This window comes from Bacillus sp. CR71, from assembly GCF_003429245.1.
Classification (GTDB): Bacteria; Bacillota; Bacilli; order Bacillales; family Bacillaceae_G; genus Bacillus_A; species Bacillus_A thuringiensis_S.
On the sequence record NZ_CP031748.1, the window covers coordinates 2,674,343 to 2,694,193 of the forward strand.

Here is a 19,851-nt window from a genome sequence, read left to right on the forward strand (position 1 = left end):
TCTTATTCCTATAAGAAATCACAGTGTGCAATCCAATCATTTGTTGTACTATTTTTAGCAAAATAAATTCCGCCACCATGAATCATCTTTAAATGTGCTTTTGGATCTTCTGTTATTTGAAAAACAAATTCATAATCCGCCGGCCATTGGATGCCTGATTGGGCAAAAGAAGCATAGCCACCTAATTTATGTATGTAATAATTTTCTTCAAAAATATCCTCGTAGTATTCAATATCAATTGTGTTTTCAAGTTCTAAAATTCTATCTTGAATGTTGTTTGGAAAATCTTCCGTATCCCATTGTGGAAACTCATCAGTTACTAATCTAGGGATTAAGGGAAAAGGTTTTAGATTTGGAAACGTAAGTGACATCTCATTGGGTACTAGTTCCTCTAAAGAATCATATTCTCTAATACAAAAATTCCTCGATAAGTTGGACAAATCTTTAGCAAAGTTTGGAGAGAGAAATACTGCGATGGCTTTCAAATCTTTTACTGCTTCTGGAAGAAAAGGTATTTGAGTTAAATTAAGCATCATGATCGCATACATTTTTTCTCCATAGCGGTCAATTGGGTAAGTTTCATTTGGTAATGAATAGTGAATCTTTCCAATCCAACTTTCATTTATAGATAAATCGGGCCTTTTTCCTCCTGTTTGAAAGATAGTTGCTCTTTTTCTTAGGATATTTTTTATTTGATCTATTTCCAAAGTATTTCTCCTCCTAAATTTATATTTTGTTTTCTCTTGATTTCATTTAATAATGATATTGTATCAATATTGTGAGTTTTTTGTTATAACGATTCTTTTGAAGGGTGCTGTTAGCGGCAATTTCACGTATCTTTTTGTGGTTTTACTGTCAATTTAAAACAAATTTGTAATGTTGTAAGTCCTTTCAATTTGCAAAACTACGTGATATATTTTTAACATATAGAGCGAAATATATCACGTAGGAGGATTGTATGAAAAATAAAATGGCTTATTTAGGATTTATCGGTTTTTTAGGGTTTTTGGCACCTTTCTCATTTTTAGGTGATATTACGTGGGCAGGTCTCCTATTCAATTTCTTTTTCTTCTTTGCATATGCAAAAGTGGTACCAGATGAGCTTTTTATACTACATGTTCGCATCTCTGCTACAAGAGCTTTTTTCGTAGCATTGGTGCTAGGTATCATACTAGTTTTGAGTATATTTATTTTTGAAAATCTACATATAATCCGTTTCCTTGTTATTATTTCAGTTTTTGCACCATTAGGTACCTTCTTAATTAACTTAGAAATATTTGAGCGTAGGGAAAAGAAAGGAATGCAAGATGCCACTTAAAACTCGAATGAAAGAATATAGAGTAAAGTTAAATATGTCTCAGGAAGATTTAGCTAATAAGGTTGGGGTTAGAAGAGAAACAATTGGCAATCTCGAAAACGGAAAATATAACCCTTCATTCAAACTTACTTATGATATCGCAAAAGTTTTAGAAGCGCCTATCGAGACTCTGTTTTGGTTTGAAGAATAGAATAATTCTAGTACAAGTAAGTCAACTTTTGTAATTAATATATTCATGTGTTTTGATCAATTTTTTCATAAAATCTACAATCAGAATTTGAAAATTGGAATCTATTATGATTAATTTTTTTCAAAATAGATTCTTTTTAGTGTTAATTCAATACGGATTTTCAAAGCATTTAGGGGCGCGCCACATCGCTAGCAAGCTGACAAAACAAAATATCCCCTAAAACGAAAAAGAGATGAAGAAAATAATAAAAAGCTTATCATTATGTATTAAAAGATAAGCTTTTTTGTCTATACTTATTAAATTTTATTGGATTTATTCCATGCTAATACAGTAATAAAATATTGAATACCAAACAAAATAGTAACAAGTAGAATAAACTTAATACATACTAAGATCCATCCAACAATATCTTGAGGTAATTGATTATGATATGTAGTGTAGGCTACACCAGAAAAAGATAAAATAAGAGTATAAGATAATTTAGCTTTTAATTTTTGTTTTAATTTTTCCTTGTTATCGATTTCTGGTTCGTAAACACCAGCTAAAATGGATCTAATAAAGAAGAATACCATATAACAGATAATGATACCAAGAGCTGTAGCCCATTCTAGAAACGGTCTTTGTAAGTATACGCCCCTTATTATTAAATCTAAGAAGGCTAGCAATAAAACCACAATTCCAGATTGAGCCCAAATTTTCATTTCGACTTGTTTAATTCTTTCATCTGAATGTGTACTGAGTGAAAACAAATTTTTAAATTTTTCCATTCTATTTTTCCTCCCAAAATAATTCATCTAAAGTTTTATCGAGTGATTTAGCTATATCAATACAAAGCTTTAAAGATGGATTGTATTTATTAAGTTCAATAAGGCCAATTGTTTGTCGGGTAACATTTACAAGCCCAGCTAATTCTTGTTGAGTTAGCCCCTTTTCTGTTCTTGCAATTTTTATTTTGCTTACTGACATTAAATACACCCCGTTTGTAAAGGTAATCTTTACTTTTTTTATCTTATATTCTATATATTAAATTATAAACAAAATAAATGCAATATATACATTACATTAGGACGTATATAGATTGCTTGTATCCTTTCTTTTTCCATTTCTATTATTTTTGTCTCTAAAACTATCTCACAAAGTTAAAAAACAAATTATGATTCTGGTACTGCGCATATTTATGGGAGCTTTGTAACACTTATTACATCAGTTTATAAGCTAGGATTATTTGTAGATGTTATGAAAATTGATAAACATAATTATTATGGTGGCAGCTTTAAAATTAAAAAATAATAAAAGTTAATTTCACTAATGATAATATTTTTGATATGATCAATGTATAATAAAAACATAACTCATGTAATAGTCTAGGCGGTATACTTAACCAACGGCCGCTTAGTTAATGAGTTATACCCCTTAGAAAAGGTACCTTGCAGCAGGGGTGCCTTTTCTTTTATTTTTAGTGGTAAATTGAAGCTATATAGTTAAAAAGTATAATGATTAAATTGTAATTGAAGTGAAGTATGTATCCCATATGAATATTTTTAAATATTAGAAAGAAAATCATTTGAGCAATAGCTGGAATCCCAATGATAGTTAAACATTGTATCCAATTATAGTTATACGTAGAGAGATGGAGTAATCCAAATGAGCTTCCAGATAATATTAAAGAGGCTGTAATTGAAGCTATGGGGCTTATTATGAAGAAGCGTATGATTTTATGCCAAAAGAAAAAGCATCCCTCTGGATGCCCACTTACCCTATTTATTAATTAAATACAGTTTTATCATGATACTATAAGGGATATTTCTAAAAAATAAATTAATAATTATTTCTTCATTCTCCCTTCAACCCATCTAATAAAACTAGTACTTAGTTGCTGTTCTTGCAACCAGTCTTGTAACTTTCTATATTCATACCAATATGTTTCCTGGTTCTCTTTTACAGACTCCAATTGGTTCAATTTAGTTGTAAAATATATAAATTGCTCTTCAGTGTATTTATCCATATTTTTCACTTCCTTTTTCCCTGCACTTTAACGAAGCATATTATTAAAGTACAAACGTAACACTATTAAGCTAACAAAACCAGTCGAGCTCAAAACAAAAATGAATTTCATCACTATAAAAATATCTGTATTACTTTTGCTCCACTAGAGATTTTTCAACTTAATTATACTGGACCATAAACCTAGAAGCTTTAAAATACTAATTGTTCTCATACTTTTATATGGTTAGCAGCCATTGCCATATTAACAAAAGGTTCATATGTATCTAATTTTCCCGTAACATTCGTTCCAAATCCATAAGGGGTGCGGCAACGATTCGTTACTTTTGAAGCCACTGAGGAAAATTTAAAAATATAAATTTCTTAACTGTTGAATTAGCTGTAACAAAATACTGTATCAAAAATAATTCGTAACATTATTGACTTTAAACCTTTTTGTTAAAAAAATGATGAGTGACTCAAAAAAGAAGTAATCGTTGCCATACCCCACATGAAATAACTGTTTTTTTTGAGTTTAACATTTTGTGTATTTTGTAAAACTAATTAAAAACATCATTTTCTCGGAAAATTGTCAATCATAACTTCATTGCGAATAATTTTGTGTATTTTCCATCTTGTAACATCAGATGGATCATCTATATCCAAATACACTGCTTTCTTATATAACGCATAGAAAAGGTAGTATCCCAAGTTGAAATTTATTTTCTTCATGAAACGTAGTAATAACGGCAAAACCCCAATATCGATCGAACTTTCAGATAAACGCTTTTCTATCTGCTGCAACTTTTGTATTAATTCTTCGATATGGTTTCTCTCTTCTTCAAACAAAGTGTTATCAATTATATTTTCATAAGTTTCTGTAACGATTGGAGTACTAAATTTAAAATATAATTGTTTTTTAGGAAATTCTTTTAATCGAATCTCATATTCCCCATCATAACTATACTTATCTGTAGGAGTACGGGTTATTGTGATGCGATTAAATTCTGTATTTAAAAAAGTTTTCCACTTATATACAGAATCTTTATGTGTTAAATAATTATTGTATTTAACAATATTTTTCTTATAAGTAGTGACATATCCCATCATCTTAGGAGCATCAAACATTATAGCACTCACTGTTCTATGCGTTGCATCAGAAACCGTAAAATAAATATCGTCATCTATGTAATGAACAAACCTAGGAAGGTCAACTATTGATTCGTTTCCCATTTTATTTGCATAAAAATCATATTGGGATTGAACCCCATTTTCTATAAGATTATTTATATTTTGGCCTATCTTTCGACCATCAAGCCTTTGATTATTTGTTGGAAATTCACTTAATACAGAAAAAAACAGTTCATAAATTGATCTATTTGCTGTACACCATCCTGTATCAATTCCTTTAATCTTATTTACATCAACAAGACTAGGCTCTTTATTTTCATTTACCTTATCGTAATGAAATTCATAATTTTTTGAGCTTTGCATTATCCGTTCTTTCATTGATTCTATATGTTCATTTGAAATCCCTTGCTTATTCATTTCTGAAATCAAATAACTTATTTCATGCCCCACTCTATTTTCCCTCCCAAATTTAAAAATCTAATGTAGGTATTTTGCACATCTTCGAAAAAGGGAAATTGAGCAGAAACCCCCTATTTATTCCTAATTCGGATAATTTCGCCCTCCGAAAAGAGGTGTTAATACAAAATACTCCATATCACTTATAGATGAATTTAGGATTCAGCCTTAGTGGTTCTATTTGTAACATAAACGTCCATTTTTGTTACTACCGAATACAAAAATCTATAAAAATAGGATTATAAAGTATATTTTTCCTCAGTGGCTCCAAAAGTAACGAATCGTTGCCGTACCCCAATAAAGGTTCAGGGTCTGGTTTATGCTTATCTGTATCACATGCGCAAATTGTATATTCAAAATAACTACTTAAACCAAATGGCTCAAATTCGTCTATTAATTCCTGTTTAGTTTTCGACGTCACAATACCTAGTTTTATATTACTTAGTGACAACATACCAATGATATCTTCAAGTGACTTGAACACGGAAACTTCATGATTATAATCTAATACAGCTTTACTCCATTTTGGATCGATAACGTCTATATTAGGCACATTCAATTTTTTTAAAGCTTCCTTCCCAGGGATACCCAATGCAAAGCCCAACGCATCTAATGTATAATCTTCATTTAATTCTTCTTTCAAAATCCTTTGTAGCGATTTTAATATTGCTTTTTCAGTATCTAAAATTGTACCATCAATATCGAAGACAAGAGATGTAAACAAATTAGTCCCTCCATTTTCAGTCCTATTCCAAGCGATTTTTTCACACCATTCAAAGCTTTCTTCCTACATGTTCTCAGGTTTAAGTATTCTCTTAAAGTCCATTGTAGCAAAATTCCAATTGAACTATCATTACTTTTCGTTTCTCATATCAAAGAATTGGTTACCAAAGTAACCAATTCTTTTTTTTTTCAATATTTCGTTCTACAATTTATTTATAGAGAGGCGATGTTATGTTTAATAACCCTAAATACAACGAACTAAGAACACGTGTATTGAAAGGATCCGCTATCTTAGATTTTCTACTATTTATAGAGACAAGAAGAGCAGCTGAGACAAATTTATTAGTAGAAGCTAAATGGTTGTTAGAAGAAATCGATGAAACTACTAAAGAAGGACAAATTAGAAAAGAAAATATATTAAGAACACAAGCTCTTGATTGTGCCGATAACAAAACTATATGTTTTATGAGGGAAATCTTTGGTATATGTGAAAATGCAAGTGAGTCAGAGAAGAAAAAATATCAAAGGAAATCATTCAAGGGATATAAAATAGTACAAATTATTGACTTTTTAGAATTTAATTTTCTTGATTGTAAGACGAATATTGAAATGTTTGAAGGTATGCCATCAGTGAATGGTTACAAAGAAATTATAATATTCTTTGATGAACAGTTAGAATACTATTTAAATACATTTAAATATATAGATGAAAGATTTTATAAAATTTATCATGCCAAAGAGTATTCATTAATTAAAGAATATGCCTCTGAAATTTTTGATGGTATTAATGAATTAAAATTATAAAAATAATAGAATGTGAGGGAATAATAATGAGGAAAATAAAAATTGTGGGAATACTTTTAAAGATAGTTGGTCCAGCACTAGGTTTAGCACTTATAGAAATAGCTGAAGAAAAAATGAAATTAAAACAATAAAAAATATAAATTTTAGGCAAAATAACGTTTAATAGATCTCAGGTTACTTTTAGAGGGTTTAATTAATTTCTATACTTATTTCATTGTCATAACAAATAAAAACTCTTATAAATGAATCTGAGTGCCCGTTTTAATGTTTTAAAAACTTATTTTTAGATTTTGTGTAAATAAAAGGAAAAAGATTCGTCTTAGGGGATCCTTTTTCCTTTTATTATTTTATCTTAATGTAATCTGTGTTGTCCTGATAATTGTTCCTCAGCCATTCGAACTAAGCGCTTTGTAATTTCTCCACCGACAGACCCATTTGCACGTGATGATGTATCAGGTCCTAGTGTGACTCCTAATTCACGGGCAATTTCATACTTCATTTGTTCAATAGCACTTGCTGCAGCAGAGATAAGAATTTCATTTGTGTTACTTTCGCGTCTTTGAATATTCATAATTGCACCTCCACTATATTTGTATATAACATGTGCTTAATTATGATATTTATACGTAAGTAAACTATTTTCTTCTATTATTTTTAGGAGAACTCTTTTTCATTCTCTCTTTACCATATTCCACTAACTGAATTTGAAACACATCTGAATCCTGAATTCCTAACACATTCATTTCTTCTCTAAATAAACGCCAGGACTCTACCTTTATTGATTTTTCTAGGTCATTTCTTAATGTGTAGATTCTTGAGTTATTATAATTAAATCCTCCTTACACGTTAAATAATGTGTATTTAATTATGTAAAAAAGACATAATTAAATAATTGTTCATATTAAAAATTCACACCAACATATCTGCAAATGTAGTCCCCACGTTATTCTTTCGTTTCATATGCTTCTCTAAATAGATCTTTGTTGTTTGAATATTTTCATGCCCAAGTGTTTGCATTAAATGGTATAGATCCGCATTTCCTTGTTCAACTGCCATGATTGCAAAAGCATGACGGAATGTATGTGCCGTTACAGGATTTTCACGATACTGTAGAAAATCTAAATTTGTCTTTTTTATCATATCTGTTACCTGGTTTGATAACGTTTTGGAATTATAAAAGTTTCCTCTTTGATTGATAAATACAGGACTTTCATCTCCACGATTCAATACAGTTTGGAATCCTCTTCTCCGTCTCATTTCGCTAATACATTGGAATAAATGCTCAGGAATGAAAAGTTCACGTACTTTATTCCCTTTTCCTGTGACTTTTAACCAATACTTTCCGTCATAATGTAAGTCTTTCACTCTCGCGGTGCACAATTCTTGAATTCTTGCACCGGTACTTGCTAGAGCTAGTAAAATTGTATAGTTTACTAAATGCCCTTGCTCTTTATAAAACCCTAAGATTTTCATCACTTCATCATAGGATAGGTCCCGGTTTGGGCGGTCCTGTTCATTTACATTTGCGCGCTGCAGTTCTTCATGAAGAGGTTTTTCAATATAAGCAAATACATGAAGGTGCTTTAAAAAAGAACGTATAAGTACTGATTTTTTTGCAAGTGTTGCGACCGCGTAAGTATCCCCATTTCTACCGTTCTCTACCTGCTTCAACCAAGCATTATATTTACGAATATGCCAAGGATGTAATGTTTTCAATAACGAATCATTTTGCTGTACCTCTTCCCCATTCAATTCGAACTCCTCTGCATGTTGCACCATGCACTGACAAAATGATAAGATTTCGGAAACATAACTCTTTTTCGTATCCTCTTTTCTATTCTTCTTATCATCCATATCTTTTTGTAAATGTACAAAATGATAAATGACTTCCAGATCACTTAAATACGTATATTTACTCTTTCCCTCTTTTTCTGCAACCTCCATCTTCTCTTCCAATTTATCTATATAACGACTATCATGCAGGAATGGAACCATATCTCTTATATTTTCTACATATGTATCTATATCTTCACTTTGATTCATTGTTATAGGTAAGTTCTCTTTTTTATTTTGTTTATCCATTTTTCGAATTCACCCTTCCTATTGATGATTATGAATATAACAATCTTTATTAACCTTACTTACCATTTTATTTTACTTCTATACATTATACAAATGATAATTCATTTTCTTTCTGTAAGAATCCCACATTCTTCTCTATTATCCTATACTTATGTTTTTTTATAATTTTTTAGTGAATAGATGTTGTTTAATAATTAACCAATTCCCTTTAAAAACTTATATACTGTTAAATTAACTATAAAACTTTATTAAACTATAAAATCTTATAAGAACTTTGATAAATTCTATTTCTTATTTTAAATGTAAGTCATATTCTGTTATGATATATACATATCTAAATTACTAGCAAACAATAGTTATGGAGGTGTCCTTGCATGACACAAGATTTATTGTTCATTACCAAACCTACTGTAACGACAAAAGAGGCAGCCGACTTATTGGGAGTAACGGTACAAACAATTTTAAAAAAAGAAAAAGATGGATTTATAGAATGTGTATATAAAGATAACTGGAAGCAATTTGGTAGTAAGATTTTCTATTTAGAGGACATTGAACGTTTAAAAAATAAAAATGAGGTTAAAGGCCTTAGCACGAAAGAAGTAGCTGAAATTCTTAATGTTGCACCATCTACTATCTTTACATACATCAAATCTGGAAAATTACCCGCGACAATGGTAGAAAAACGTGGAAAACAAGTCTATCTTATCGATGAAGAAGAGCTAGAGATTTTTATGCTTGATTATGAAAAAACTAAAACAAAAGAGCGAAAAACATTCATTACTAAGATTCAACAAGAAGAGATATATTTATATCAATTATTAACACATCAACATACCGGAAAAATAGCTAGGGTAATAGAAATCAATGGAGCAGACGGCAAGATTCTTACAGAAGACGAAGAAATTTTCCCTCTATCCACTTATAAGGAACATAATTACTCCTTTGAACCTTTCCATAAACAAGCTGTAATTACCAAACGAGGGTATTTATCTTTTTCATTTAAAAAACCTCAGCTATTTAATTCCATTACTTATAATCTAATAAATTTATTTTACAAAGAGCTAGGTGTCACAAATATGCGATTGAGTATTTCATCTGATACTATTAAATTAGAAATTAAACCTTTCGTATTACAAGTTGATCCATTACAGTTTCAAGAAGAGATTAAATACTTATATTCTCATATGAAATCAGGTACTATTCTTCCACATGTAGAGGGAGTTTACTTTAAAAGTAATGTAGAGCCATTAACTTTTCATGCAGATTATGAATTCAAGCAAAAAGTAGTGCAAATGGCAGCGGATGCAGGTATGGGACAGGAAGAATTTCTATTGCAAGCTGTAAAATCTTATATAAAAAATTTAGAATAGCAATAAATTTGATATCAAATAAAAAAAGCGTAGAAATAAAACCTTTCTACACTTTTTTTATTACTTAACTAAATCTAATATCTCTTATTGAAAACTAAAAAAGAAACAATATATTACAACTACCTTTTAATTTACCATAATTTTATTATGGATAATAATTTAACTGTACATTCTATATACTATTAATTCTTTATGATAAATCATTTTCTTATTTTAGATTTTCTTGTTTTGGCACAATTAGTAGATAAGGGTTGAGAACTAAACTTTCGTACATTTCTTACCGCTATAGCATTCGTCATACAATCATCCCTTTAAATAATTTTATCAATATAAACCGTTTTGTTGATTTTAAGTAACCAATAATATTTCAAACTACAAAAAAAAGAGATAGAATATCTTGATGTTAGAAATGGTGAATAAAAATAATACTAAACAAAAAAATACATAATGTTCACCAGTGAACAAAACCAATTCTATATCGCTACTATTATTTTGTCAATATGTATTATTCAGAAAAAATAGACAAAATAAAACTTGAAATTTTGTACACAATTATGTAAAAATTAGCAATTTATAATGTATACAGTGGTATCGTTATCAAGCTAATTTTATGCAAATTCAAGTTTAGGTAATTGAAAGATTTGAATACGAAATAAAACCGAACTGGTTTCACTATTAAACTAAGAAAGTGAATTTTATCAATCCGAGGTTTTCTTTTACATATTGACTAGTATAGGATAAAAAGGTTATCAAATGCCGAACGGAACTCTCAGCAGATGATAACCTTTTGAAATAGTGTATCAATGATTTAAATAGCTACTTACAAATATATCATTGAGTCACTCCAAATAAATTGATTTCAGCCGCACTTGTCCATGGATTATTGTTTACCTCGCTTAATGCACGTAGTTTAATATAACGACCTGTCTTGTTTGCAAGTTGTTGAAGAATATGTAGAGATTCACCAAAGAAGTGAAATTCATCTCGAATCGATAAATACATAGAAAAATGCCATCCTTTCCTATAATTCTGTAGAAAGAATAGCGCATTTTTCATTTAAAAGGTACTATATAAAGAGACTTCACCCTTTCGACTTACCATGTACTTCAACGACTACTAGCTACTTCCTAAACGTTGTTCCTCATTTACTAATATATTTATGCTTTTTTTAAATTTGCAAAGGACCAACAATATTTTCATATTACTTATTAACCATTATTGGCTGGATTCTCTCCTGAATTCCCATCATTACTTGGTTGCATTGGCGTTCCATGACCCTCCCCATTGTTTGGTGGCTTTGTATTTCCTTCGCCACTACCATTGTTTGGTGGCTTTGTATTTCCTTCGCCACTACCACTGTTTGGCGGCTTTGTATTTCCTTCGCCACTACCGTTGTTTGGCGGCTTTGTATTTCCTTCGCCACTACCGTTGTTTGGCGGTTTTGTATTTCCTTCGCCACTACCGTTGTTTGGCGGTTTTGTATTTCCTTCGCCACTACCGTTGTTTGGCTCACTTTGCTTTTGATCTTCTGGTTTCTTTAATTCTTCTTGTTTCTTTTGCTTTTCTTTTTGCTTATTTTCATTTGGCTGTTCAGTCGTATTGGCTATTTTCGCATTTGGAGAAGTATCACGCTTCTCACCTTTAATACGTAATTCGCTATCTTCTTGAACCACACTGTTCGGCATTTTAAATTGCGATTTATCTGTAGCAAACTTACTCATCATTTCTTTAAAAATCAATTGAGCTATTTTCGTATTTTTACTACTAATATAATCATCTTTACTATCCTTTGTATATCCGGTCCATACAGCCATCGTATATTGTGGTGTATAACCAGCAAACCAACTATCACGATTAGCACTTTCTGGTAAATTATATTGTGCTATTTGTTCTAAAGAATAGTTTGTTGTCCCTGTTTTACCGGCTACATCTAAAGAACCTATATTAGCTGCTGTACCCAATCCAGATGAAACAAAAGTACGAAGCATATCAGTAATCATATATGCTGTAGAATCCTTCATAACTCGTTTTGGCTTTTGCTCAAAGCTTTTTGATTTACCATCTGGATAAACGATTTTCTTAACAAAATGTGGTTTCGTGTACTTACCATCATTACCAAATGCCGCATAAGCGCCTGCAATTTCAGTTGGTGACGCTTCATTTGTACCAATCGCTGTTGATTCGGTCGGTGCTACATTAAATGTAATACCTAGCTTTTCAGAGAAAGCTTTTGATTTATTAATTCCTACTTCTTTTGCAGTTTTAATAGCCGGGATATTTCGGGAAGTTTTCAATGCATCACGCATTGTAATTGGTCCTAAATGCTTTCTATCTGCATTTCTAACTTCTTGTCCTGTTGAATACTTATATGGAGAGTCATCAATTTGATGGTAAGTAGCCCATTTTAAATATTCAATTGCAGGAGCGTAATCAAAAATTGGTTTCATCGTGGAACCTGCTGAGCGATTTAATTCAATTGCAATATTATGTCCTTTAAAAACAGCTTTATTTTCACCACGTCCACTACCAATTGCACGTACTTCTCCTGTTTTCGTATCCATAAATGTGAAAGCCCCTTGGAATTTCTCATTTGGATAATTAATAATACCGCTATTTAAAAGCTTGTCCGCAAAATCCTGTGCCTTTGGATCTAATGTTGTATAAATTTCTAAACCGTCAGATCCAATATTTGCATCTGGCATTTCTTTTTCAACTTCTTTCACAACCGCATCCATAAAAGCAGGATATGGCATTTCTTTTTGTTCAGTTGCTTTCTTAAGTCCTTCTGTTACTGGAATTTTTGATGCGTCTTCCATTTCCTTTTTTGTAATATAACCATGTCGATTCATTAATTGAAGTACAACATTTCTTCTTTCTGTTGCTTTTTTGATATTTTGTTCTTTCGTTGGATCATAGTTATTAGGCGCTTTCATTAAGCCAGCAAGCATTGCAACTTCTGGTAGTGTTAAATCTCTCAATTCCTTACCATAGTAATTTTGTACTGCTGTTGCAATTCCGTATGAACGGTTACCTAAGTAAACTTTATTTAAATACATTTCTAAAATTTCATGTTTTGAATACTGTTGTTCTAGCTTATACGCTAAATATATTTCTTGTGCCTTTCTCTTTGACGTTTTTTCCATCGATAAGAAATAATTTTTAATAACTTGCTGCGTAATCGTACTTCCACCTTGAGAGCCGTAATCCCCTTTTAGGCTGACTAAAACTGCACGTGCAGTACCTTTAAAATCTACGCCACTGTGCTCGTAAAAACGTGCATCTTCTGTCGCTAAAAACGCATTTTCTACTAACTTAGGAATTTGACCATACATAATATTCGTTCGTTTTTCTTTCCCATATTCATATATCAATTTCCCATCTTTATCATAAATTTTTGAGGATAACGGATTAACAAGTTTTGCTTTCTCGAGTTTTGGCGCATCTTTGATCATAACGAAAAAAGTAGCAACCCCTGTGACTAACCCTACAATACCAACTAATAAACAACTAATTAAAAACTTACGAAAAAATGATGTCTTGCCTTTTGGTTTTTGTTTTTTAGCTGCTGGCTGTTTGTTCTTTTTAACTTGTCGTCGCTCCTCTCGAGAACGATAATTTTCTGACATGCTATATTCTCCTGCCTTTCAATTCTCCTTTTGATTTACTTAAAATTATTGAAGTCACTTTAAGAAATATATTCATATTTAAAAAGGGTACTAAATAGACAATTTAAGTAATAAATTTGTTCCACTTTAAGATGCGGAAGAAATTTGAGCTTATCTGATAACGAAACAGAAACGGTAATAGTGGCACAACAAAAAAATGGAATTTCATAGAAAATCCATTTTTAGCTTGATGGGCATGTGGTGGTACCCCACATCCATCAACTTAAGGATTTAGACTATTCTTGAAGTTAAAAGCACGTTACTATTCACTTATGTTAATGAGAAAAGGTGACGTGCTTTTTATAAATATTTATCAAAAACAAAAGTTGTCTTTATTTGCTAAAGATTTATATCGATATATGTTTCCCACTACACTTAATCAATTAGCTATAGGAAGCAGGCGGAATGAAATGAGAACGCAAGTGCCATGGGCATCATTTTTTATATTTGTGTGTATGGTTAAATCAACAAACCGCTACTACCTCTATTACTCAACTTTGTAGTCAATTAGAAACTTCAACAGGAGTTTTATTAAGTCCCTCAGGGCTAAGCCCTGCCGCTGCATGAAGCCCACTCATAATCGAACCAAGGAATCACTTGCCGCCCGTTGACTAATCCAAATGAAAATAGCAGCTAATTCTGATCCAGAAAACTTAAGTCTTCGCCTTATAAATCCTATTTCTCTTGCAAGTTCTTCTAAGAATACAGGTGTAACATATCGTTGTAATTATTCTGCAAATGGTAATAATTCATCTTGAATCGAGAGATTCATAAGAAAACATCATCCATTCTAATTTAGCTTGTTTAGAAAAGATAACGTTTTTTTGATATTTGAGGGTATTAAAATCACCTGAGTTGATGGTTATGTATGGTGACCCCATAGCCAAAGAAGTAAGAAGATATTTAGAAGTGCATTAAATTTTGAGGAAGTGCTTGTGAACCGTATCATAAATAAATCAGGTTTTGTATGTTCGATTTTTAAATAATACCCGAGAAGGAGTGGGTTGCAGTTATAGTAATACTCTATTTTTTGTATTTCTACAATAGATATTTTTCAAAAAAACAGAATTATCTTGACAGTTATTAAATGGATTGATAAGGTTATAAAAAAATATTTCTTATCCAGAGAGGTGGAGGGACTGGCCTTATGAAACCTCAGCAACAGGTCTGCTTAAGTAGACACTGTGCTAATTCCAGCGGGTGATAATCCTGATAGATGAGAGCTTCCGTTTTTATTTGTCAGTAACGCCCTCTTTTTTAGAGTGCGTTTTTGTTTTTTCTGGATAGTAACTAAAGGAGAGTAGAAATGGAGAACAAAAATGGGAGAGAATTTCAAAGGAAAATGCAAGCACGTCATTTAGTCATGCTATCACTTGGTGGGGTGATTGGAACTGGCTTATTCTTAAGCTCGGGTTACACTATTCAACAAGCTGGCCCGTTTGGAACAATTCTATCCTATCTGATTGGTGCGCTAGTAGTTTATCTAGTTATGCTATGTTTAGGCGAGCTTTCCGTACATATGCCTGAAACGGGCGCATTTCATAGTTATGCAGTTAAATACATTGGACCTGGTACAGGGTATACAGTAGCCTGGTTGTATTGGTTAACTTGGACTGTTGCTTTAGGGTCTGAATTTACAGCCGCAGGATTACTTATGAAGCGATGGTTTCCATCGGTTAATATTTGGGTATGGAGTGCTCTTTTTGCCATTTTGATCTTTGTATTAAATGTCCTGACTGTTAAATTTTTCGCCGAATCCGAATTTTGGTTTTCATCGATAAAGGTTATAGCTATTGTGATTTTTATTGTTTTAGGAGTAGCAGCAATGCTAGGGTTTCTTCCAATGACTCATTCAAAAGCAGCACCATTCTTTTCTAATTTTACAAGTGGCGGTTTATTTCCTCATGGTGCTACGGCCATTATGATGACCATGCTTGCGGTTAATTTTGCTTTTTCGGGAACAGAATTAATAGGCATTGCAGCTGGAGAAACAGCGAACCCAGAAAAAATGATACCGAAGGCCATTCGAACTACTCTGTGGAGATTGATCATCTTTTTTGTAGGAACGATTGTTGTTTTATCTACGTTATTGCCTATTTCCGATGCAGGGGTATTAGAGAGCCCTTTTGTTGCAGTTCTAGAACGAATTGGTGTGCCATATTCAGCTGACATAATGAATTTCGTTATCTTAACAGCCATTTTATCTGCGGCAAACTCAGGCCTTTATGCCTCTTCTAGAATGCTTTGGTCGCTTGCTAATAAGAATACGATATCCCCGATTTTTGGGAAAATGACGAAGCAAGGTGTTCCAATCAACGCCGTCATTTTCAGTATGATGGGTGGAGCTTTGGCTTTGCTCTCAAGTATTGTGGCACCAGATACTGTCTATATCGTACTTGTTTCCATTTCCGGTCTAGCAGTAGTTATAGTTTGGATGAGTATTAGCGCTTCTCAGTTCCTATTTCGCAGACAATTTTTGAAAGAAGGAAATTCTGAAAAGGACTTGATTTATCGCACACCACTATATCCATTAGTACCAATTGCTTCTTTTATCCTTTGTCTGGCATCGTGCATTGGAATTGCATTCGATCCAACACAGAGAATTGCCTTATATTGCGGCATACCGTTTATTTTGTTTTGCTATGGAAGTTATTATCTAACAAAAAATCTAAAAAAGAGGGGTGTAGATTATGTCGAACAAAATCAACCCAATTGATGCTATTTTATCCCAATATTCCATTATGCTTCTTGACGGAGCATTAGCTACTGAATTGGAGGCGCATGGATGTAATTTGGACGATCCCCTTTGGTCGGCACGTGTGTTACTAGAAAACCCGGAACTAATTTATCAGGTGCATTCGGACTATTTTCGTGCTGGAGCAGACTGTGCCATAACAGCAAGCTATCAAGCTACTATTAGTGGGTTTTCCGCGCGTGGAATACAAGAACAGGAAGCTTTGGAATTAATTAAGAAAACGGTGTTACTTGCAAGAAAGGCAAGAGATGATTTTTGGAAGGAAAATACGCAAACGAATAGGCCTAAACCATTGGTTGTTGCATCAGTTGGTCCGTACGGAGCTTACCTTGCAGATGGTTCAGAGTATGTAGGCAACTATGTTGTGACAGATAAAACATTAGCAGACTTTCACCGTTCGAGAATGTCTGCGTTAATCGAAGCAGGTGCAGATCTATTGGCATTTGAAACGATCCCTTGCCTGCAAGAAGCAAGAGTATTAGATACATTATTGCGTGAGTTTCCAGAAACATATGCGTGGCTTTCCTTTTCGCTAAAAAATGAAAAAGAGATTAGTGAAGGTATGAAACTAGCGGAGTGTGCACGAGTTTTTGAGAAAAGTGAACAAATTGTAGCGATAGGCATCAATTGTGCACCCGTAACTGTTGTGACTGGTGCAATCCAAGAGTTGAGGGCAAACACAAAAAAACCAATTATTGTTTATCCAAACTCTGGTGAAACTTATAATCCAGAAACAAAAACATGGCATGGTCATGAACAATGTAACACGTTGGATATTCAATCTAAAGAATGGTACCAAGCAGGTGCACGTTTAATAGGCGGATGCTGCAGAACGACACCTTATCACATTGAGGAGATATCGAACAAGTGGCGTTCTTCCGAGTTTTTCTATTTGAACGAAGCAAAACAGTAATGTAATGGATGATAATCTAACTTTGTGTGTATTTTCATGATTTTTCTTGTTCAGGAATCTACAGTTACGTCTAGTGGCACAAAAAGTCTTTTTAGAGACACAAATGTGGATAGTAGCCTCGGGAATCCAGTGAACTTTTGGGTACCTTAGGTATGGAAAAGAATCAGGGAAAATAAAAACTGTTAGTTTAATAGACATGGTAGACAACATGCTGAATCTTTTAATGAAGATGTAGTTGATCCAATTGAAGGTGAAGGGGACCATTTATTCGAAATTAAAGTTAACGAAGAGGTTAATTTAGTTATTCAAAAAATAGTTCAATAACTATATGAAAATTTGTTGTAGTAGTAAATGTGGTCATATTGTTGTAAAAAAGGATAGATGTAAACAGGTATACTCTCCTGTTCAACTATCCTTTCCTTTTTACATACAATATTAAAATCCAAATTAGTTCCTTTTAGGAAGGTACCAATATAAACAAGACATTTAAATACATTTTAATCTTCTTTTGTGCAGTATTTTATATTGCAATGGTTTATAGGATTATTTATATAAACTTTGTTCAAGATCATTTTATTCCTACAAGCAGGAAATCTAAGATTGAACATAAACATTTATAATTAGGTATAAGGAGAGCTGTACAAGATACTCTTGATTTCCCAAGATTATGAGGATAATATTTTTGATACTGTTTAGCTTCATCTAAAATGAAGAAGAACGTCACGTTTACACATTCTTTTTCTACCCAATCCATATCATAAGTTTCTATACCATAATGTTTAAAATAATCATCAATGTCATTAATGAATCTTTTTTCTCCATCCGTTCCAGTAATTCGTTTATATTGCAATTCTTCAAACGATTTCATTTCAAGTCGGCAAGTTTCTTCTAACCACTCATATCGTTGCTTAATTGCTTCCGTCTCATTTTCATACCAATCCTCATGCCCTTCATAATATTTCTTCATACATTCAGGTCTCTGTTTATTTCTTAAAAATCTTTGCAACAAAACCAAATTTACGTTATTTCTTTGCGGAAATAGGTTGAAACCAACTATCCCTATCATTTAAGTGAACTTTAAAAACATATATAGGCTGTGAGAAGCCTTTTGTATCAGTATAGTAATCTATATTATATTTTGTGATGAATAATGTATCACCTGCTTTGAAAGATCCAATAGAATCAAATTCTCCTTGTTTCAGTTTTTGAAATGCTTCCTTTGGAGAAAGAATCTCAACATCTCGAACATGTGATTTTTTTGTACCGTAATATTTGTAAACAGGCATTTTTTTCTCTGCGTCTTTTAACTCTATTGATGTTTTTATAGTAACTTGAGACATATCATTTTTTGTAATGGGATCAATAGGCATATTTCCAAATTCCTTTATTTGATACGAAATTATTATTCCGAGTGCGACGAAACTTACTGTAATGGGAAGGTATAAATATTTAATTATTTTTGTATCTGTTTCATTTTTTTTCAAAAATATAAGAACTATGTTTAACACAGAATATCCTAGCATCATGCCTAAAGTATTATGAAGTAAATCTGCTAGTTCCATACTTCCTCGTTGCAGTGTAAATTCAAGAATTTCAATCAATAAACTTGCTATAATTGAGATGATTAACATCCATTTTGTTTTTTGAAAAACCTTACTAAATAAAGGGAATAAAATTCCTAAAGGAAAAAGCATACCTATATTCACAATGATATGGAAAAAGGAAGTAAATGAAAATGTATTCCATGCTTTTTTATAAATACTAAGTACATCAAAATCAATGGTTCTTGCAAAGGCCATATCATCTGAACGACCAAGTGAAGTAGCTGATAATGCAAGGGAATAGTATCCTGTTATTAAAACAAACAATATAATTTGTTTTACAGTTAGTTTTTTTTCTCTTTTACATATCTTTTTGTATACTACAAAATAACTAAAAACAAATACAAATAGTAACAAGAGTGTGAGTAGTATCGTAGGAATCGCATAACTAGCAATTAAATTGAAAATAATGTTCATTTTACACCTCTGTTTTTATGAATATAATTTTGTACATATGCATTTTATATAGTGATTACTAATACAACAATCGAGCTTTGGATCTTCAAAGGCTCGCAAAAGATGTAGGATTTATTCGTTAGGGAAGTAATTTTAAACAAGGCTGAATAAGATAAAATCGTCATGTCATTCAAAAATACGAGCTGAATTTACATAAATAACTGTCAAGAGATAAAATTTTTGTTTTTGGGGTAGGATACAGCCCAGTAATTGATAAATCGCCTTTCTTATTTTTCTCTCTATTTTTTTGTTGCTTACATTAGAAATACTAAACTGTATAATGACTCATATTAAAATTATAAATAGACTTATTAGTAATTTTTCATACTAATTATTCCTTTCTTCATGCTGTAATACTTAATAGACAACCTAAACAATAAAGTTGTTCCACATTTACAAAAAAA

General features: G+C 31.9%; 17 protein-coding genes, 5 pseudogenes and 1 riboswitch. Of the genes and pseudogenes, 8 read left to right on the forward strand and 14 right to left on the reverse strand.

Features of this window, described 5'->3' with window-relative positions:
• Positions 1 to 8: 8 nt before the first annotated feature.
• Positions 9 to 707 (reverse strand): DUF1963 domain-containing protein, encoded by a 699-nt coding sequence (locus DOS87_RS13340; protein WP_000401864.1) that lies wholly within the window; start codon positions 705 to 707, stop codon positions 9 to 11.
• Between the two features lie 251 nt (positions 708 to 958).
• On the opposite strand from DOS87_RS13340, the gene DOS87_RS13345 reads away from it, so the two are divergent.
• Together DOS87_RS13345 and DOS87_RS13350 are read left to right on the forward strand one after the other, a co-directional pair.
• Positions 959 to 1,318, forward strand: a complete 360-nt coding sequence (locus tag DOS87_RS13345; RefSeq protein ID WP_000791799.1) for a DUF3796 domain-containing protein — start codon at positions 959 to 961, stop codon at positions 1,316 to 1,318.
• The gene (locus DOS87_RS13350) at positions 1,308 to 1,508 is read left to right on the forward strand and encodes a helix-turn-helix transcriptional regulator (RefSeq protein ID WP_001128814.1); all 201 of its coding nucleotides are present in this window, start codon (positions 1,308 to 1,310) and stop codon (positions 1,506 to 1,508) included. Before DOS87_RS13345 ends, DOS87_RS13350 begins: the two co-directional genes overlap by 11 nt.
• Before the next feature lie 296 nt (positions 1,509 to 1,804).
• Here DOS87_RS13350 and DOS87_RS13355 read toward each other — a convergent pair whose 3' ends face one another.
• The gene (locus DOS87_RS13355; protein WP_261795677.1) at positions 1,805 to 2,275 is read right to left on the reverse strand and encodes a DUF6773 family protein; all 471 of its coding nucleotides are present in this window, start codon (positions 2,273 to 2,275) and stop codon (positions 1,805 to 1,807) included.
• 1 nt (position 2,276) lies between these two features.
• Positions 2,277 to 2,474, reverse strand: coding sequence for a helix-turn-helix transcriptional regulator (locus tag DOS87_RS30180; protein WP_000116560.1), 198 nt, complete (start codon positions 2,472 to 2,474; stop codon positions 2,277 to 2,279).
• Between the two features lie 189 nt (positions 2,475 to 2,663).
• Between DOS87_RS30180 and DOS87_RS13360 the strand changes: the two are divergent.
• Positions 2,664 to 2,798, forward strand: a pseudogene (locus DOS87_RS13360) (DUF5065 family protein); the annotation flags it as partial.
• A 166-nt stretch (positions 2,799 to 2,964) separates the two neighbouring features.
• On the opposite strand, the pseudogene DOS87_RS30510 reads toward DOS87_RS13360, so the two are convergent.
• From DOS87_RS30510 to DOS87_RS13375, 4 genes and pseudogenes are all read right to left on the reverse strand, one after another.
• Positions 2,965 to 3,237, reverse strand: a pseudogene (locus DOS87_RS30510) (hypothetical protein); the annotation flags it as partial.
• Between the two features lie 96 nt (positions 3,238 to 3,333).
• Positions 3,334 to 3,513 carry a hypothetical protein gene (locus DOS87_RS13365; RefSeq protein WP_208730348.1) on the reverse strand — a complete coding sequence of 60 codons (180 nt, stop codon included), beginning with the start codon at positions 3,511 to 3,513 and terminating at the stop codon, positions 3,334 to 3,336.
• A gap of 551 nt (positions 3,514 to 4,064) precedes the next feature.
• Positions 4,065 to 5,072, reverse strand: coding sequence for a hypothetical protein (locus tag DOS87_RS13370; RefSeq protein ID WP_208730349.1), 1,008 nt, complete (start codon positions 5,070 to 5,072; stop codon positions 4,065 to 4,067).
• 301 nt (positions 5,073 to 5,373) lie between these two features.
• Positions 5,374 to 5,802: pseudogene (locus DOS87_RS13375) on the reverse strand (HAD hydrolase-like protein); the annotation flags it as partial.
• A 230-nt stretch (positions 5,803 to 6,032) separates the two neighbouring features.
• Between DOS87_RS13375 and DOS87_RS13380 the strand changes: the two are divergent.
• The gene (locus DOS87_RS13380; RefSeq protein WP_208730350.1) at positions 6,033 to 6,605 is read left to right on the forward strand and encodes a hypothetical protein; all 573 of its coding nucleotides are present in this window, start codon (positions 6,033 to 6,035) and stop codon (positions 6,603 to 6,605) included.
• 352 nt (positions 6,606 to 6,957) lie between these two features.
• Here the strand turns inward: DOS87_RS13380 and DOS87_RS13385 are convergent, their stop codons facing one another.
• A complete protein-coding gene (locus DOS87_RS13385; protein WP_001025787.1) occupies positions 6,958 to 7,176 on the reverse strand; it encodes an alpha/beta-type small acid-soluble spore protein in 219 nt (72 codons plus the stop codon).
• Positions 7,177 to 7,514: 338 nt separating this feature from the next.
• Positions 7,515 to 8,687, reverse strand: a complete 1,173-nt coding sequence (locus DOS87_RS13390; RefSeq protein ID WP_208730351.1) for a tyrosine-type recombinase/integrase — start codon at positions 8,685 to 8,687, stop codon at positions 7,515 to 7,517.
• A gap of 374 nt (positions 8,688 to 9,061) precedes the next feature.
• On the opposite strand from DOS87_RS13390, the gene DOS87_RS13395 reads away from it, so the two are divergent.
• Positions 9,062 to 10,057: a helix-turn-helix domain-containing protein gene (locus DOS87_RS13395; protein WP_000189802.1), complete on the forward strand. Its 996-nt coding sequence runs from the start codon at positions 9,062 to 9,064 to the stop codon at positions 10,055 to 10,057.
• An 831-nt stretch (positions 10,058 to 10,888) separates the two neighbouring features.
• Here the strand turns inward: DOS87_RS13395 and DOS87_RS13400 are convergent.
• Both DOS87_RS13400 and DOS87_RS13405 read right to left on the reverse strand, forming a co-directional pair.
• Positions 10,889 to 11,059, reverse strand: a complete 171-nt coding sequence (locus tag DOS87_RS13400) for a hypothetical protein (RefSeq protein ID WP_000281390.1) — start codon at positions 11,057 to 11,059, stop codon at positions 10,889 to 10,891.
• A 206-nt stretch (positions 11,060 to 11,265) separates the two neighbouring features.
• A complete protein-coding gene (locus DOS87_RS13405) occupies positions 11,266 to 13,683 on the reverse strand; it encodes a transglycosylase domain-containing protein (RefSeq protein ID WP_208730352.1) in 2,418 nt (805 codons plus the stop codon).
• 341 nt (positions 13,684 to 14,024) lie between these two features.
• Between DOS87_RS13405 and DOS87_RS13410 the strand changes: the two are divergent.
• Positions 14,025 to 14,274, forward strand: a pseudogene (locus DOS87_RS13410) (IS4 family transposase); the annotation flags it as partial.
• Here DOS87_RS13410 and DOS87_RS13415 read toward each other — a convergent pair.
• Positions 14,250 to 14,494 (reverse strand): annotated as a pseudogene (locus DOS87_RS13415) (IS4 family transposase); the annotation flags it as partial. The pseudogenes DOS87_RS13410 and DOS87_RS13415 overlap by 25 nt on opposite strands.
• A gap of 343 nt (positions 14,495 to 14,837) precedes the next feature.
• A riboswitch (SAM riboswitch) is annotated at positions 14,838 to 14,945 on the forward strand.
• An 83-nt stretch (positions 14,946 to 15,028) separates the two neighbouring features.
• Here DOS87_RS13415 and mmuP point away from each other — a divergent pair.
• Positions 15,029 to 16,438, forward strand: coding sequence for an S-methylmethionine permease (gene mmuP, locus DOS87_RS13420; RefSeq protein WP_208730353.1), 1,410 nt, complete (start codon positions 15,029 to 15,031; stop codon positions 16,436 to 16,438).
• Positions 16,413 to 17,390 (forward strand): homocysteine S-methyltransferase, encoded by a 978-nt coding sequence (gene mmuM, locus DOS87_RS13425; protein ID WP_208730354.1) that lies wholly within the window; start codon positions 16,413 to 16,415, stop codon positions 17,388 to 17,390. Before mmuP ends, mmuM begins: the two co-directional genes overlap by 26 nt.
• A gap of 568 nt (positions 17,391 to 17,958) precedes the next feature.
• Here the strand turns inward: mmuM and DOS87_RS13430 are convergent.
• Entirely contained in the window at positions 17,959 to 18,357 is a 399-nt protein-coding gene (locus DOS87_RS13430) for a hypothetical protein (RefSeq protein WP_208730355.1), read from the reverse strand.
• A gap of 55 nt (positions 18,358 to 18,412) precedes the next feature.
• A complete protein-coding gene (locus DOS87_RS13435; RefSeq protein WP_208730356.1) occupies positions 18,413 to 19,408 on the reverse strand; it encodes a VanZ family protein in 996 nt (331 codons plus the stop codon).
• Positions 19,409 to 19,851 lie beyond the last annotated feature (443 nt).